The sequence below is a fragment of the Pseudomonas allii genome (assembly GCF_055380095.1).
In genome coordinates this window covers 1,799,425-1,815,189 of sequence record NZ_AP039450.1, presented here as the reverse complement: position 1 = coordinate 1,815,189, position 15,765 = coordinate 1,799,425, and the positions used below count along the sequence as shown (strand labels likewise).

Annotated in this window: 13 protein-coding genes; 4 read left to right on the top strand and 9 right to left on the bottom strand. The window is 62.1% G+C overall.

The genetic code is table 11. The annotated features are described in order from the left end of the window. Positions 1-2 precede the first annotated feature (2 nt). The 4 genes from pheA to mtnA form a co-directional block, all read right to left on the bottom strand. The gene (gene pheA, locus ACZ445_RS08215) at positions 3-1,097 is read right to left on the bottom strand and encodes a prephenate dehydratase (RefSeq protein ID WP_003172650.1); all 1,095 of its coding nucleotides are present in this window, start codon (positions 1,095-1,097) and stop codon (positions 3-5) included. Continuing rightward, complete coding sequence (gene serC, locus ACZ445_RS08210) at positions 1,097-2,182, bottom strand: 3-phosphoserine/phosphohydroxythreonine transaminase (protein WP_464708199.1); 1,086 nt, start codon at positions 2,180-2,182, stop codon at positions 1,097-1,099. The genes pheA and serC overlap by 1 nt, the downstream gene beginning before the upstream one ends. Before the next feature lie 216 nt (positions 2,183-2,398). Continuing rightward, complete coding sequence (gene gyrA, locus ACZ445_RS08205) at positions 2,399-5,053, bottom strand: DNA gyrase subunit A (RefSeq protein WP_010211963.1); 2,655 nt, start codon at positions 5,051-5,053, stop codon at positions 2,399-2,401. Between the two features lie 425 nt (positions 5,054-5,478). Continuing rightward, entirely contained in the window at positions 5,479-6,555 is a 1,077-nt protein-coding gene (mtnA, locus tag ACZ445_RS08200; RefSeq protein ID WP_058424509.1) for an S-methyl-5-thioribose-1-phosphate isomerase, read from the bottom strand. Positions 6,556-6,663: 108 nt separating this feature from the next. Between mtnA and ACZ445_RS08195 the strand changes: the two genes are divergently transcribed. The 4 genes from ACZ445_RS08195 to ACZ445_RS08180 all read left to right on the top strand — a co-directional run bounded on the left by ACZ445_RS08195 (position 6,664) and on the right by ACZ445_RS08180 (position 10,360). Continuing rightward, positions 6,664-7,995, top strand: a complete 1,332-nt coding sequence (locus tag ACZ445_RS08195) for a TRZ/ATZ family hydrolase (protein WP_058424510.1) — start codon at positions 6,664-6,666, stop codon at positions 7,993-7,995. Positions 7,996-8,059: 64 nt separating this feature from the next. Further along, a complete protein-coding gene (gene ubiG / locus ACZ445_RS08190; RefSeq protein WP_003189760.1) occupies positions 8,060-8,758 on the top strand; it encodes a bifunctional 2-polyprenyl-6-hydroxyphenol methylase/3-demethylubiquinol 3-O-methyltransferase UbiG in 699 nt (232 codons plus the stop codon). 4 nt (positions 8,759-8,762) lie between these two features. Beyond that, entirely contained in the window at positions 8,763-9,434 is a 672-nt protein-coding gene (gene mupP / locus ACZ445_RS08185) for an N-acetylmuramic acid 6-phosphate phosphatase MupP (protein WP_058424511.1), read from the top strand. A 185-nt stretch (positions 9,435-9,619) separates the two neighbouring features. Then, entirely contained in the window at positions 9,620-10,360 is a 741-nt protein-coding gene (locus tag ACZ445_RS08180) for a YciK family oxidoreductase (RefSeq protein WP_310862757.1), read from the top strand. Between the two features lie 130 nt (positions 10,361-10,490). On the opposite strand, the gene ACZ445_RS08175 is transcribed toward ACZ445_RS08180, so the two are convergent. Genes ACZ445_RS08175 through ACZ445_RS08155 form a run of 5 tightly spaced genes read right to left on the bottom strand, consistent with a single transcriptional unit; the run spans position 10,491 to position 15,763 of the window. After that, positions 10,491-12,005, bottom strand: coding sequence for an ABC transporter substrate-binding protein (locus tag ACZ445_RS08175; RefSeq protein WP_464708197.1), 1,515 nt, complete (start codon positions 12,003-12,005; stop codon positions 10,491-10,493). Positions 12,006-12,040: 35 nt separating this feature from the next. Next, positions 12,041-13,012 (bottom strand): ABC transporter ATP-binding protein, encoded by a 972-nt coding sequence (locus ACZ445_RS08170; RefSeq protein WP_464705030.1) that lies wholly within the window; start codon positions 13,010-13,012, stop codon positions 12,041-12,043. Beyond that, the gene (locus tag ACZ445_RS08165; protein ID WP_464705029.1) at positions 13,009-13,965 is read right to left on the bottom strand and encodes an ABC transporter ATP-binding protein; all 957 of its coding nucleotides are present in this window, start codon (positions 13,963-13,965) and stop codon (positions 13,009-13,011) included. The genes ACZ445_RS08170 and ACZ445_RS08165 overlap by 4 nt, the downstream gene beginning before the upstream one ends. Continuing rightward, the gene (locus ACZ445_RS08160) at positions 13,962-14,819 is read right to left on the bottom strand and encodes an ABC transporter permease (RefSeq protein WP_464705028.1); all 858 of its coding nucleotides are present in this window, start codon (positions 14,817-14,819) and stop codon (positions 13,962-13,964) included. Before ACZ445_RS08160 ends, ACZ445_RS08165 begins: the two co-directional genes overlap by 4 nt. Continuing rightward, the gene (locus tag ACZ445_RS08155; protein WP_464705027.1) at positions 14,816-15,763 is read right to left on the bottom strand and encodes an ABC transporter permease; all 948 of its coding nucleotides are present in this window, start codon (positions 15,761-15,763) and stop codon (positions 14,816-14,818) included. Before ACZ445_RS08155 ends, ACZ445_RS08160 begins: the two co-directional genes overlap by 4 nt. Positions 15,764-15,765: the final 2 nt, after the last annotated feature.

The window sequence follows — 15,765 nt, the reverse complement described above, 5'->3', positions numbered from 1 at the left end:
CCTCACAAAACCGCTTTCGGGTAAGAGCCCAGCACCTTGAGTGCCACGGCTTCCTGACTGATTTTCTCGAGCACGCCCTTGACCAGTGGGTCGCGGTGATGGCCGATGAAGTCGATAAAGAACACGTAAGTCCATTTACCGCTGCGCGAAGGACGAGTCTCGATGCGCGTCAGGTCAATCCCGTTGTCGTGGAACGGCACCAGCAGCTCATGCAGCGCGCCGGGCTTGTTACTCATGGAGACGATGATGGAGGTCTTGTCGTCGCCCGTCGGTGGCACTTCCTGGCTGCCGATCATCAGGAAGCGCGTGGAGTTGTCCGGGCGGTCCTCGATTTTCTCGGCCAGACGCGTCAGGCCGTAGAGGCCCGCCGCCATATCACCGGCGATGGCCGCCGAGTTCCACTCACCCTTGACCCGCTTGGCGGCTTCGGCGTTGCTGGAGACCGCCACGCGCTCGACATTCGGGTAATGCGCATCCAGCCACTTGCGACACTGGGCCAGGGACTGGGCGTGGGAGTAGATGCGGCTGATGCTGTCGGTCTTGGTGTTCTCACCCACCAGCAGGTGGTGGTGGATGCGCAGCTCGACTTCGCCACAGATCACCATGTCGTGCTCGAGGAAGCTGTCCAGCGTGTGGTTGACCGCGCCTTCGGTGGAGTTTTCCACCGGCACCACGCCAAAATTCACCGCACCGGCCGCCACTTCACGGAACACCTCGTCGATCGCCGCCATTGGCTTGCTGATCACCGCGTGACCGAAGTGCTTCATGGCCGCCGCCTGGGTGAAGGTGCCTTCCGGGCCGAGGTACGCCACTTTCAGCGGCTGCTCCAGCGCCAGGCACGAGGACATGATTTCACGGAACAACCGCGCCATCTCTTCGTTGCCCAGCGGCCCCTTGTTGCGCTCCATGACGCGCTTGAGCACCTGGGCTTCACGCTCGGGTCGGTAGAACACCGGTACCTCGCCTTCAGCCAGGGAGGCCATCTTCACCCGTGCCACTTCCTGGGCGCACCGCGCACGCTCACTGATCAGCTCCAGGACTTTCTCGTCCAGGCTGTCGATGCGCACGCGCAGGGCCTTGAGTTCTTGCTCAGACATTAGCCGTGTTCCTTTTCGAACTCTGCCATGTAGGCAACCAGCGCGTTGATCGCGTGGATGTCGACGGCGTTGTAGATGGAAGCGCGCATGCCACCCACCGAGCGGTGACCCTTGAGATTCAGCAGGCCGCGTTCGTCGGCACCGGCCAGGAACGGCTTGTCCAACCGGTCGTCAGCCAGGCGGAACGGCACGTTCATCCACGAGCGGTCGGTCAGGTTGATCGGGTTGCTGTACAGGCCGCTGGCGTCGATGAAGTCGTACAAGACGCGCTTCTTCTCTTCGTTCAGCTTACCCATCGCAGCGACACCGCCCCGCTCTTTCAGCCACTCGAACACCAGGCCGGACAGGTACCAGGCGAACGCCGGCGGGGTGTTGTACATCGAGCCGTTATCGGCTGCGACCTTGTAGTTGAGCATGGTCGGGCACAGCGATCGCGCACGACCCAGCAGGTCTTCGCGGATGATGTTGACCAGGATGCCGCTCGGGCCGATGTTCTTCTGTGCACCGGCGTAGATCATGCCGTACTTGGACACGTCGATCGGGCGCGACAGGATGTCCGAGGACATGTCGCACACCAGCGGCACGTCGCCCACTTCCGGTACCCAGTCGAATTCCAGGCCGCCAATGGTTTCGTTGGCCACGTAGTGCACGTAGGCAGCGTCCTTCGACAGCTTCCACTCGTTCTGACCCGGAATGGCGAAGTAGTCGTAAGGCTTGGCGGTGCCTGCCACATTGACGTGACCGTAGCGCGAGGCCTCTTCAATGGCCTTCTGCCCCCAGATACCGGTGTCGATATAGTCGGCAGTGCCGTCTTCGGGCAGCAGGTTCAGCGGGATCTGGGCGAATTGCTGGCTGGCGCCACCTTGCAGGAACAGCACTTTGTAGTTGGAGGGGATGTCCAGCAAGTCGCGCAGGTCCTGCTCGGCCTTGGTGGCGATGGACACGAACTCATCGCTGCGATGGCTCATTTCCATCACGGAGAGGCCTTTTCCATGCCAGTCGAGGAGTTCACCCTGCGCGCGCTGCAGGACTGCTTCAGGAAGCGCCGCGGGACCGGCACAGAAGTTATAGGCTCTCTTGCTCACATCCAATCTCACTCTGATCTGGTGGGGCTGCAATCATGTTCGGCAACGCTCTGCTTCCGGAGCGGACCGTTGTGGAAGCTGGCTTGCCTGCGATACAGGCGCCTCGGTACGTCAGTGATACCGTGGTGATGCCATCGCAGGCAAGCCAGCTCCCACATGTTTCAAAGGGGACAAACAACAAGGGGGCGAATCTTCATCCGCCCCCTGTGTGTCCGCTTATTCCTGCGGTTCTTCTTCGTCTGCGGCAGCGTCGAGGGTTGGCTCGTCGACGTTGTCATCGCCTGCTGCGATCACCTCGCCTTCAAACTCCTCGCCTTCCAGCTCTTCGCCTTCGACTTCCGATGGCTCCTGGACACGCTCCAGGCCGACCAGTTTTTCGTCCTTGGCCAGCTTGATCAGGGTCACGCCCTGGGTGTTACGGCCCAGGCTCGACACTTCAGCCACACGGGTACGTACCAGGGTGCCCTGGTCGGAGATCAGCATGATTTCCTCGCCGTCGAGCACCTGCACCGCACCGACCAGACGGCCGTTGCGGTCGTTGCTGACCATGGCGATCACGCCCTGGCCGCCACGCTTGTACTCCGGGAACTCGCTGATGGCGGTGCGCTTGCCATAACCACGCTCGGAAGCGGTGAGGATCTGGCTGCCTTCTTCCGGGATCAGCATCGAAATCAGCTTCTGCCCTTCCGGCAGGCGCATGCCGCGCACACCGCGGGCGGTACGGCCCATGGCGCGAACGTCGGATTCCTTGAAGCGCGTGACCTTGCCGCCGTCGGAGAACAGCATGACTTCACGCTCGCCGTCGGTGATGGCAGCGGAGATCAGTACGTCGCCTTCGTCCAGCTCCAGGGCGATCAGGCCCACGCTGCGCTGGCGGCTGAAGGATTCCAGCGGGGTCTTCTTGACGGTGCCTTTGGCGGTGGCCATGAAGATGAAGTGACCTTCGGTGTATTCCTCGACCGGCAGCATGGTGGTGATGTATTCATCACTGTCCAGCGGCAGCAGGTTGACCAGTGGGCGACCACGGGCGGCACGGGATGCTTCCGGGATTTCGTAGGTCTTGAGCCAGTACACCTTGCCCTTGCTGGAGAACAGCAGCAGCGTGGTGTGGCTGTTGGCGACCAGCAGGTGAGCGATGTAGTCCTCATCCTTCACGCCGGTAGCCGATTTACCTTTACCACCACGACGCTGGGCCTGGTACGCAGCCAGCGGCTGGGTCTTGGCGTAGCCACCGTGGGAGATGGTCACTACACGCTCTTCTTCCGGGATCATGTCACCCAGGGTCAGGTCGAGGCGTGCATCGAGAATCTCGGTGCGGCGCACATCGCCGTATTCGGCGCGGATCACTTCCAGTTCTTCGCGGATCACTTCCATCAGGCGCACTGCGCTGCTGAGGATGCGGATCAACTCGCCGATCTGATTGAGGATCTCCTGGTACTCGGCCAGCAGCTTCTCGTGCTCCAGGCCGGTCAGGCGGTGCAGACGCAGTTCCAGGATGGCCTGGGCCTGCTCCGGCGACAGGAAGTACTTGCCTTCGCGCAGACCGTATTGCGGGTCCAGGGTTTCCGGACGGCACGAGTCGGCGCCGGCACGTTCAACCATGGCCACCACGGCGCTGGATTCCCAAGGGGTGCTGATCAGCGCCTCTTTAGCTTCCGAGGGGGTTGGGGAGGCCTTGATCAGGGCGATCACCGGGTCGATGTTCGACAGCGCAACTGCCTGGCCTTCCAGGATGTGGCCGCGTTCGCGGGCCTTGCGCAGTTCGAACACGGTACGGCGGGTGACCACTTCGCGGCGGTGACGCACGAAGGCTTCCAGCAGGTCCTTGAGGTTCAGGATGCGCGGGCGGCCATCGATCAGTGCAACCACGTTGATACCAAACACGCTTTGCAGCTGGGTCTGGGCATAGAGGTTGTTTAGGATCACCTCAGGCACTTCGCCACGACGCAGCTCGATCACCACGCGCATACCGTCTTTGTCGGACTCGTCGCGCAGCTCGGTGATGCCTTCGAGCTTCTTCTCTTTGACCAGCTCGGCGATCTTCTCGATCAGACGTGCCTTGTTCAACTGATACGGCAGTTCGGTGATGACGATCTGCTGGCGGCCACCGACCTTGTCGATGTCTTCGATGATCGAGCGGGCGCGCATGTAAATGCGGCCGCGACCGGTGCGGTAGGCTTCGATGATGCCGGCGCGACCGTTGATGATGGCGGCGGTCGGGAAGTCCGGACCGGGGATGTATTGCATCAGCTCATCGACGGTCAGCTCAGGGTTGTCGATGAGGGCCAGGCAACCGTCGATGACTTCACCAAGGTTGTGCGGCGGGATGTTGGTCGCCATGCCCACGGCGATACCGCTGGAACCGTTGACCAGCAGGTTGGGGATCTTGGTCGGCATGACGGCCGGGATCATTTCGGTGCCGTCGTAGTTCGGCACCCAGTCCACGGTTTCTTTGTGCAGGTCGGCCAGCAGCTCGTGCGCCAGCTTGGTCATGCGCACTTCGGTGTATCGCATGGCCGCGGCGTTGTCGCCATCGACCGAACCGAAGTTGCCCTGGCCGTCTACCAGCAGGTAGCGCAGGGAAAACGGCTGGGCCATCCGAACGATGGTGTCGTACACCGCAGTGTCGCCGTGAGGGTGATACTTACCGATCACGTCACCGACAACACGGGCAGATTTCTTGTACGGCTTGTTCCAGTCGTTACCCAGCTCGCTCATCGCGAACAGCACACGCCGGTGCACGGGCTTCAAGCCATCGCGCGCATCAGGCAGTGCCCGACCGACAATTACGCTCATCGCGTAGTCGAGGTAGGACTGTTTCAGCTCGTCTTCGATATTGACCGGGAGGATTTCTTTGGCCAGTTCGCCCATGAGAAGCCTGATTCCTTTTTCGGGTGAAACCTCGTCACATCCATATGGGACGAACGAAGCTCGCCGCTGCCGGCAGAGTGCCTGACAACGACTTACGACAAATCAACGAGTTATGACACGGATCTGCACGTTATAGGCCGCCCCTCGGGGCAGCCCTGGAAACCGCCGGATGTTATCACAATCGCCGCCACGCACCTATCCCCCTGATGCGCATGGAGCATAGTAAGTTGACGGATGACAGGCTTGAGGGCGACGAGAGGGGCTCAGAGCTGAGTCAGGGGTATTTTTCCAGGCTGGATCGGAGGGATTTATTGACTTTTAGCGCCAATCGGGGTGTAGAACCCCTCCCACATTTTGAATGTGTTCACGATTCAAGTATGGGAGGGGGCTTGCCCCCGATCGCTATCTGACAAGCATCGACGCCCTCAATGCAGGCGTTTACGACACATCAACTTGGCCAGCTTGGCGGTATCCGGCCGTTCGACCACGCCTTTTTCGGTCACGATCACATCGATCAGGTCGGCCGGGGTTACGTCGAACACCGGATTGAAGGCCGCCACATCCGCCGCGAAGCGCTGGCCGGCGACTTCCAGCAACTCACCGGCATCACGTTCTTCCAGGGCAACGTCATCGCCAGTGGGCATCATCAGGTCCAGGGTAGAACTCGGCGCCACCACCATGAAACGCACACCGTGGTGCATCGCACACACGGCCAACTGGTAGGTGCCGATCTTGCTGATCACATCACCGTTGGCGGCAATGCAGTCGGCGCCGACGATCACCCAGGTCACGCCTTTGGTCTTGAGGATATGCGCACCGGCCGAGTCGGCATTCACCGTCACCGGGATGCCCTCGCCCGCCAGCTCCCAGGCGGTCAGCCGCGAACCTTGCAGCCAGGGCCGGGTTTCATTGGCGTAGACCTGCTCGACCATGCCTTCGAGGTAGGCCGCGCGAATCACCCCGAGCGCCGTCCCCACACCGCCGGTCGCCAGGGCTCCCGCGTTGCCGTGGGTGAGGATGGCCTGGGCATTGCCCTGGTGCTTGCGGATCAGCTCGACGCCGAGCTGGGCCATGGTCAGGTTGGCCTCGCGGTCACTTTCATGGATAGCAATGGCTTCCGCCTCCAGCACCGCCAGCGGGTCGGCGTGCTTTTTCACACGATCCAGGCGATCACGCATGCGCTTCAACGCCCAGAACAGGTTCGACGCGGTGGGTCGGGCATCGGCCAACAATGCGTAGTCTTCTTCCCACGCAGCCTGCCAGTCACCGCCTTCGGCGATCCGCTCACGGGCCGCCAGCACCAGGCCATATGCGGCGCTGATGCCGATGGCCGGCGCACCGCGCACCACCATCGAGCGAATGGCTGCAGCCACTTCATCGACCGTCACGCAGGCCACCCAGCTTTCCCGGGACGGCAAGGCACGCTGATCGAGCAGGTACAGTGCGCCATCACGCCAATCGATGGCCTTCACTTTCTCCGCAGCCAACAGTCGATCGCGCATCCCTTACTCCGCACTCATAAACAAAGCCGCCGATTATAGCGATCCGCCAGCCAGGACGCTCGGGTATACTTCGCCCTTCTTTTATAGCTGCCTGGGAAGAAGCCTGCGATGACCGCCACTGCCGCCCCGCTCGACCTATTGTTGCTGCCAACATGGCTGGTGCCTGTCGAACCCGCCGGCGTGGTGCTCAAGGAACATGGCCTGGGCATCCGCGATGGGCGCATTGCTTTTATCGGGACTCGCCAGGCGGCGTTGAAACTGACCGCCAAGGAGACCCGCGAACTGCCGGGCATGCTGCTCAGCCCCGGCCTGGTCAACGCCCACGGTCACGCGGCGATGAGCCTGTTTCGCGGCCTGGCCGATGACCTGCCGCTGATGACGTGGCTGGAAAAACACATCTGGCCCGCCGAAGCCAAGTGGGTCGATGAAGCCTTCGTGCGTGACGGCACCGACCTGGCCATCGCCGAACAGCTCAAGGGCGGCATCACCTGCTTCTCCGACATGTACTTCTACCCCAAGGTCGCCAGCGATTGCGTGCACAACAGCGGCATGCGCGCACAAATCGCGATTCCGATCCTCGACTTCCCGATCCCCGGTGCCGGCAGTGCCGACGAAGCGATTCGCCAGGGTGTCGAGCTGTTCGGCGACCTCAAGCACCACCCGCGCATCAAGATCACCTTCGGCCCGCACGCGCCCTACACAGTGTGCGATGACAACCTGGAAAAAATCCGGGTGATCGCCGAGGAACTGGACGCCGCAATCCATATGCATGTTCACGAAACCGCCTTCGAAGTGCAGCAAGCGGTCGAGCAGACCGGCGAGCGCCCGCTGGCGCGCCTGGGTCGCCTCGGCCTGCTCGGCCCACGCTTCCAGGCCGTTCATATGACCCAAATCAGCGAGGACGACCTGGCTTTGCTGGTAGAAAGCAACACCAGCGTCATCCATTGCCCGGAATCCAACCTGAAACTGGCCAGCGGCTTTTGCCCGGTGGAGCGTCTGTGGCAGGCTGGCGTGAATGTGGCCATCGGCACCGATGGCGCCGCCAGCAACAATGACCTCGACCTGTTGGGCGAAACCCGCACGGCGGCGATGCTGGCCAAGGCAGTCGCCGGTTCGGCCACCGCACTCGATGCCCATCGCGCCCTGCGCATGGCGACCCTCAATGGTGCGCGGGCCATGGGCCTGGAAAGCGAGATCGGCTCGTTGGAGGTCGGCAAGGCGGCGGATATCGTTGCTTTCGATCTGTCGGGGCTGGCGCAACAACCGATCTATGATCCGGTCTCACAGCTTATATATGCCACCGGACGCGATTGCGTGAAACACCTTTGGGTCGCCGGCAAGCAATTGCTCGACGATCGGCAATTGACCCGCATGGATGAACAACAGTTGACCGCCACGGCCATCGCCTGGGGCCAACGCATCAGCGGGCACAGCGAATAACGAAGGTCTTGAACCCTGGCGTTCAAGACCGACAAACCGATTTATCAGATTTAGAGGATTCACCATGAGCAACGTCGACCACGCCGAAATCGCCAAATTCGAAGCCCTGGCTCACCGCTGGTGGGACCGCGAAAGCGAGTTCAAGCCTTTGCACGACATCAACCCGCTGCGGGTCAACTGGATTGACGAGCGCGTCAACCTGGCCGGCAAGAAGGTACTGGACGTCGGTTGCGGCGGCGGCATCCTCAGCGAGGCCATGGCTCAGCGCGGCGCGACCGTGATGGGTATCGACATGGGCGAAGCCCCCTTGGCCGTGGCCCAATTGCACCAGTTGGAGTCCGGGGTGAGCGTGGAATACCGCCAGATCACTGCCGAAGCCCTGGCCGAAGAAATGCCCGAGCAGTTCGACGTGGTCACCTGCCTGGAAATGCTGGAGCACGTGCCCGACCCGTCCTCGGTGATCCGCGCCTGCTTCCGCATGGTCAAGCCCGGCGGCCAGGTGTTCTTCTCTACCATCAACCGCAACCCCAAGGCCTACCTGTTCGCGATCATCGGCGCCGAATACATCATGAAGCTGCTGCCGCGCGGCACCCATGACTTCAAGAAATTCATCCGTCCGTCCGAGCTGGGTGCGTGGAGCCGCCAGGCCGGGCTGACCGTCAAGGACATCATCGGCCTGACCTACAACCCGCTGACCAAGCACTACAAGCTGGCCAACGATGTGGACGTCAACTACATGATCCAGACCCTGCGCGAGGAGTGAGCCTGTGAAGTTGCGAGCGGTTCTCTTCGACATGGACGGTACCCTGCTGGATACCGCGCCGGACTTTATCGCCATCTGCCAGGCCATGCGCGCCGACCGCGACCTGCCGCCGATCAACCCGCAGCACATCCGCGATGAAATCTCCGGCGGTGCGCGGGCAATGGTTGCCGTGACCTTCTCGATGGACCCGGAATCCCCAGGCTTTGAAGAATTGCGCCAGGAATTCCTCGAGCGCTACCTCAAGGGCTGCGCGGTCCACAGCAAATTGTTCGACGGCATGGCGCAGCTGCTCGAAGACATCGAGAAGGCCAAGCTGATCTGGGGCGTGGTCACCAACAAGCCCCTGCGTTTTGCCGAGCCGATCATGCAGCAACTCGGCCTGGCCGAACGTTCGGCACTGCTGATCTGCCCGGACCACGTGAAAAACAGCAAGCCGGACCCGGAGCCGATGATCCTGGCCTGCAAGATGCTCGGCCTGGACCCGGCCAGCGTGCTGTTCGTGGGCGATGACCTGCGCGATATCGAGTCCGGCCGCGACGCCGGCACCCGCACGGCGGCGGTCACTTACGGCTACATCCACCCGGACGACAACCCACGCCATTGGGGTGCCGATGTGGTGGTGGATCACCCGCTGGAACTGCGCAAGGTGCTCGATAACGCACTGTGCAGTTGCTGATTACTCAACGCCCCCACCCTCTATGAAGATCCAATGTGGGAGGGAGCTTGCCCCCGATAGCGGTGTGCCAGCCCGCACCTCTAGGACTGGTAGGCCCTCATCGGGGGCAAGCCCCCTCCCACTGGGGATCTTCAGTGTTTTCGGAGTTGGGGTTCATAAGCTGCTGAATTCTGTCGAGGCTATTTATGTTTGATTACTCCGCACGTCCAGAACTGCTCAAGGGCCGGGTGATCCTGGTCACCGGCGCCGGTCGCGGGATCGGCGCTGCGGCGGCGAAAACCTATGCCGCCCACGGCGCTACCGTACTGTTGCTGGGCAAGACCGAAGCCAACCTGGCCCAGGTGTATGACGAGATCGAAGCCGCAGGCCAGCCCCAGCCGGTGGTGATCCCCTTCAACCTGGAGACCGCCCTGCCCCATCAATACGATGAGCTGGCAGCGATGATCGAAAAGGAATTCGGCCACCTCGACGGCCTGCTGCACAACGCCTCGATCATCGGCCCGCGCACGCCGCTCGAACAGTTGTCCGGCGAGAACTTCATGCGGGTGATGCACGTCAACGTCAACGCGATGTTCATGCTGACCAGCACCTTGTTGCCGCTGCTCAAATTGTCCCAGGATGCGTCGGTGGTGTTCACCTCCAGCAGCGTCGGCCGCAAGGGCCGGGCTTACTGGGGCGCCTATGGCGTGTCGAAGTTTGCGACTGAGGGCCTGATGCAAACCCTGGCCGATGAGCTTGAGGATGTAGCGGCGGTACGCTCAAACAGCATCAACCCAGGTGGCACGCGTACCAGCATGCGCGCCCAGGCGTATCCGGGGGAAAACCCGATGGAACGGCCGGCGCCGGAAGAAATCATGCCGGTGTACCTGTACCTGATGGGGCCGGACAGTGCCGGCATCAACGGCCAGGCGTTCGACGCGCAATAACCGGCACATTGTAAAACCAAATGTGGGAGGGGGCTTGCCCCCGATTGCAGTGGATCAGTCAACAGACACAGTGACTGTCCCACCGCTATCGGGGGCAAGCCCCCTCCCACATTTTTTATCGCGGTGTGGTTTAGTTTTTCATCACTTCTTCGAGGGTGAAGCGGCCCAACGGGTTCTGCAGGAAGTTGCTCACATTCTTGCGTGAGATGTTGATGTACGGGCTGTAGTACAAGTCGATCCAGTTCACATCCTGTTTCGCCAGTTTCTGCAACTCCACATACATCTGCTCACGCTTGACCGGGTCAGCCTCGATTCGCGCCTGAGCCACCAGGTCCTTGACCTTGTCGTTCTTGTAGCGGGTCATGTAGTTCTGGTTGGTGTCGTGGCCAAGCACGAAGGTGGTCTTCTGGTCCGGGTCGAGGATGTCGTTGGTCCAGTACATCACCGAAATATCGTACTCACCGTCCACCAGCATCTGCCAGCTCTGGGTCGGGTCGACCTTTTGCAGGTTGGCGGTCACGCCTACCTTGGCCAACTGGTCCTTGATGATCACCGCAATCTGCTCGTCGGCCTCGTTGCCGGCATTGACCACGTAGTTTAGCTTCAAGTCCTTGGCACCGGCCCGCTCCAACAGCTTCTTGGCAGCGGTCGGGTCATATGGGCGCTGCCGGTTGTTGGCGTAGTGGTACAACGAGCCTTTTGGAATGTAGGAATAGGCCACAGTGCCCTGGCCGTAGGTGGCGGTCTTCACCAGCGATTGTTTGTCGATGGCCATATCCAGCGCTTCACGCACTTCCTGCTTGGCCAGCAACCCGTGGGCGTGGTTGATCAGCAGGTGATCTTCACGAGTGGACGGGTCGGCGTGGATCACCACGTTCTTGTCTTTCTTCAGCTCTTCAACCCGCGAGAACGGTACGAAGATCGCGGTGTCCAGCTCGTTGTTCTGCACCATGCGCATGCGCGTGTTGTCGTCGGTGACCGATACCCACTCCACGCCATCCAGGCTCACGTTTTTCGCCTGCCAGAAGTTCGGGTTCTTCTTCAGGATCACGCGGTCGCCCTTGCGCCACTCATCCACGGTAAACGCGCCGGAGGTCACCGGGTTTTCCGAGTAGGCGTCTTCGCCCATCTTGGTCATGGCTTTTTCCGACAGGATCGACACCGTCGGCGACGCCAGTTGCGAGAGGAAGGCTACAGCCGGAGTTTTCAGCGTGACCACCAGGGTTTTCGGGTCCGATGCCTTGGCCGTGTTGATCAAGTTGAACGGATCAGCCCACAGCGAAGCCTTGTTGTCGCGGATACGCAGCAGGCTGAACGCCGCATCGTCGGCGGTAATGGCCGAGCCATCGGAGAACTTCGCGTCACGCAGTTTGAAGGTGTAAGTCAGGCCGTCCTTGGAGATATCCCAGCTTTCGGCCAGGCCCGGCTCCATCTTGGTGCCCAGGTTGTCGACGCGAACCAGGGTGTCGTAGACGTTGGCGAAGACCCAGGTGTCGCGGTTTTGCGCGCTTTTGATCGGGTCAAACGTGGTGCTGTCTTCACGGCAGCCGATGGTCAGTACACCGGCGGCCTGCGCGAAACCGGCAGTCAGCGACCAGGCGGTCAGTGTGGCGGCGGCGAGCAACTTCAAGTGGCGCGATTGCATGTCATAACTCCTTGTTCATGAATGGCAGGGATGGGTCAAAGCAAAGGTTCTTCAAGCACGCAACTGTACCGATGCTCGTGCAGGAAATGCGTTGGCGGCAACACCACGGAACACAGTGCGCGGGCATGCCGGCAACGCGGGTGGAAGGCGCAGCCGGTGGGCAGATTCAGTGGGCTCGGTGGTTCACCCGGCAAAGGTTGCGTAGGTAACGGCCGATGCGGATCGATCTCGGGAATCGCCTGGATCAACGCCGCCGTGTAGGGGTGACGCGGTGAAGTAAAGACCGCTTCCACCGGTCCCTCCTCGACGATCTTGCCCAGGTACATCACCGCCACGCGGTCGCACAGGCGGCGCACGATGGCCAGGTCATGGGCGATAAACAGGATCGCCAGGTTCATGCGCTGTTGCAGTTCCAGCAGCAGATTGATGATCTGGCCCTGGATCGACACATCCAGCGCCGCCACGCACTCATCGGCGATGATCAGGCGTGGCTCCACCGCCAGCGCCCGGGCAATGCCGACGCGCTGGCATTGCCCGCCACTGAGGGAGCCGGGCTTGCGGCTGGCCAGTTCGGGGCGCAGGCCGACCAGGTCGAGCAGTTCATTCACACGGGCTGCAACTTGCTCTGGCGCGACTTTGCGCTGCACGCGCAGCACCTCGGCGATGGTTTCGCCGATGGTGTGGCGCGGGTTCAACGCAGCGTACGGGTCCTGGAAGATCATTGCGGTTTCATGCCGTAGACGAGTGATGTCGATGGCGCTGCCATGGGCCATGTCGATGCCGTCAAACAACACCTGGCCGGCGCTGATCGGGTTGAGGTGCAGGATGGCGCGGCCCAGCGTGCTTTTGCCGCTGCCGGACTCGCCCACCAACCCCAGGGTTTCACCCGCCGCCAGGTTCAGCGACACACCGTTCACCGCCCTCACCCACTGCTTGTTCAAGCCGAACAGGCCGGTGCCGGAGGCGGCAAACTTCACCTCAAGGTCCTTGATCTGCAACAGGCTCATGACTGCGCTCCCAACGGGTAATGACAGGCCACTCGCGAACCTTGCGGCAGCACCTCGGTGCACAAGGCGCCGACCTGCGGGCAGCGCGGGTTGAAGCGGCAACCGGCGGGCAATGCGTCCAGCAACGGCGGCTGCCCGGGGATCGTGCGCAGCATGGCGTGGCCGCTACTGTGGGCGGGCTGGCAATCGATCAGGCCGGCGGTGTAAGGGTGCCGGGGTCGAGCCAGCAAGTCGTACTTGCTGCCGTGCTCACACAGGCGCCCGGCGTACATCACGGCGATGGAATCACAGGTTTGCGCGACCACGCCGAGGTCATGGGTAATCATGATGATCGACAGGCCGCGCTGGTCACGCAGGTCCAGCAGCAACCGCAGGATCTGCGCCTGCACCGTCACATCCAGGGCCGTGGTCGGCTCATCGGCGATCAGCACTTTAGGGTTGCAGCCCAGGGCCACGGCGATCATGGCGCGCTGGCGCATGCCGCCAGAAAACTCGTGGGGGTAGTTGTCGACCCGCGCCTGGGGATCGGGGATGCCAACCTGGCGCAACACATCGATGGCCTGCAGCCGCGCGTCTTTTTTCGATGCGCCTTGATGCAGTCGAATGCCTTCAGCAATCTGCTCGCCGATACGCATCAGCGGGTCAAGGTGGCTGCTGGGGTTCTGGAAGATCATGCCCAGTTGGCCGCCGCGCACGGCACGCATGCCGGCGTCATCCAAGGCCAACAGGTCCTGGCCGGCCAGCCGCACTGCGCCGCCTTGCACGCGCAGGCTGGGCGATGGCAGCAGGCGCATCAGGCCGCGACAAGCCATGGTTTTGCCAGAGCCGCTCTCCCCTACCAGGCCGAGGATTTCGCCTTCAGCCAGGTCGAACGACACCCGGTCGACCAGGGTTACATCGCGCCCCGCATTGTTGGCGATGACACTGAGGTCGCGCACTTGCAGCAGGCTCATGAGCGATCCCCCAACACTTGCGCCACGCCATCGGCCAGCAGGCTGAAGCCCATGGCCAGGGTCACGATGGCCAACCCCGGAAAGGTACAGATCCACCACGCGGTGGTGATAAAGGCCTGCCCCTCGGCGACCATGGTGCCCCACTCGGCGGTCGGCGGTTGCACGCCCAGGCCCAGGTAGCTCACGGCGGCGCCATTGAGCAGCACCAGCACCGCGTCCGACATGGAAAACACAATCGAACCGAACATCGCATTGGGCAGCAGATGCCGGAACAGAATGCGCCCATGGCCAAAGCCCAGGCTCTTGGCGGCCAGGGCAAACTCGCTTTCCTTGAGCACCAGGATCTGCGAGCGGATCAGCCGCGCATACGACACCCAGCCGACCAGCGCCATGGCGATGTAGAAACTCTTCAAGCCCGGCCCGAGGATCGCCATGATCGCCAGCATCAGCACCAGGAACGGAAACGCCAGGATCACGTCGATCACGCGCATGCAAAAACTGTCGAAACGCCCGCCGATATAGCCCGAGACCGCACCGATGAAGGTGCCGATCATGAAGGGGAAGATCACCCCGACAATCGCCAGTTGCAGGTCGATGCGCGCGCCCCAGATAACCCTCGAAAGGATGTCCCTGCCGTAGTTATCCGTACCAAACGGATGTGCAAGGCTCGGACCGAGCAAACTGAAATCGGTGTTCTGCGCAATCGGGTCATACGGCGCAATCCACGGCGCAAACAGTGCAAGCACCAGCCACACCAGCAGGATTAACAAGCCCCACGCCGCTGTCAGCCGGCCATTGCGAAAACCGAAGCGCAGGCGCATGCGCCACGGGGCCATCAACGGGCGGCTGCTCATTGCATCTTCACCCGTGGGTCGAGGGCCACCGTCACCACGTCAGCGACGAAGTTGACCACCACCGTCGCACAGGCCAGCACCATGGCCACGCCCTGCACCACCATGTAGTCGCGAGTGAAGATCCCACGCACCAGCAATTGGCCGATACCGGGGATGGCGAACAGGCTCTCGATCACCACCGTGCCGCTGATCAGCCAGCCGATGTTCACCGCCAGCAGGTTGACCGCCGGCACCAGGGAGTTGGGCAGTACATGCCGGCGAAACACGGCGGCTTCCGACAGCCCACGGGCGCGGGCGGCGGTCACGTGATCAGCCTGCAACTCCATCAGCATGCTCGCCCGCAGGTTGCGCACCAGCACCGCCGACAGCGCCAGGGCAATCGTCAGGCACGGCAGCACCATGTGATGCGCCTTGTCCAGCCAGGTGCGGCCGTAGCCGGACACCGGAAACAAGCCCCATTGCACACTCAACAACAGGATCAGCATCAAGCCCAGCCAGAACGCCGGCATGCCCAGGCCAACCGTGGTGAACACGCGGATCAGGTTATCCGCCCAGCCGCCCTTGTTGCGCGCGGCCCAGGTCGCCAACGGCACCGCGATCAGCAGCGCCAGCACCACGCTGCCCAGCACCAGCACCAGGGTAGGCTCGATGCGCGTGACAATCAGCTTGAGGGCGTCGACCTTGTACAGCAGCGATTGGCCGAGGTCGCCCTTGAGCAGGTTCTTGAGGAAGTAGAAATATTGCAGCCACAACGGCTGGTCGAGGCCGTACTGGGCGCGGATCTTCAGCAAGGCATCCGGTGTGCTGCGCGAGCCCAGCAGCGCACGCGCCGGGTCGCCGGGGATCGAGCGCACCAGCACGAAAGTGATCAGGCTGATGCCAAACAGCACCGGCAGCAACTGCAGCGGCCGGGACAGTACGAAGCGGTAGCGCGCCAGGTTCATCC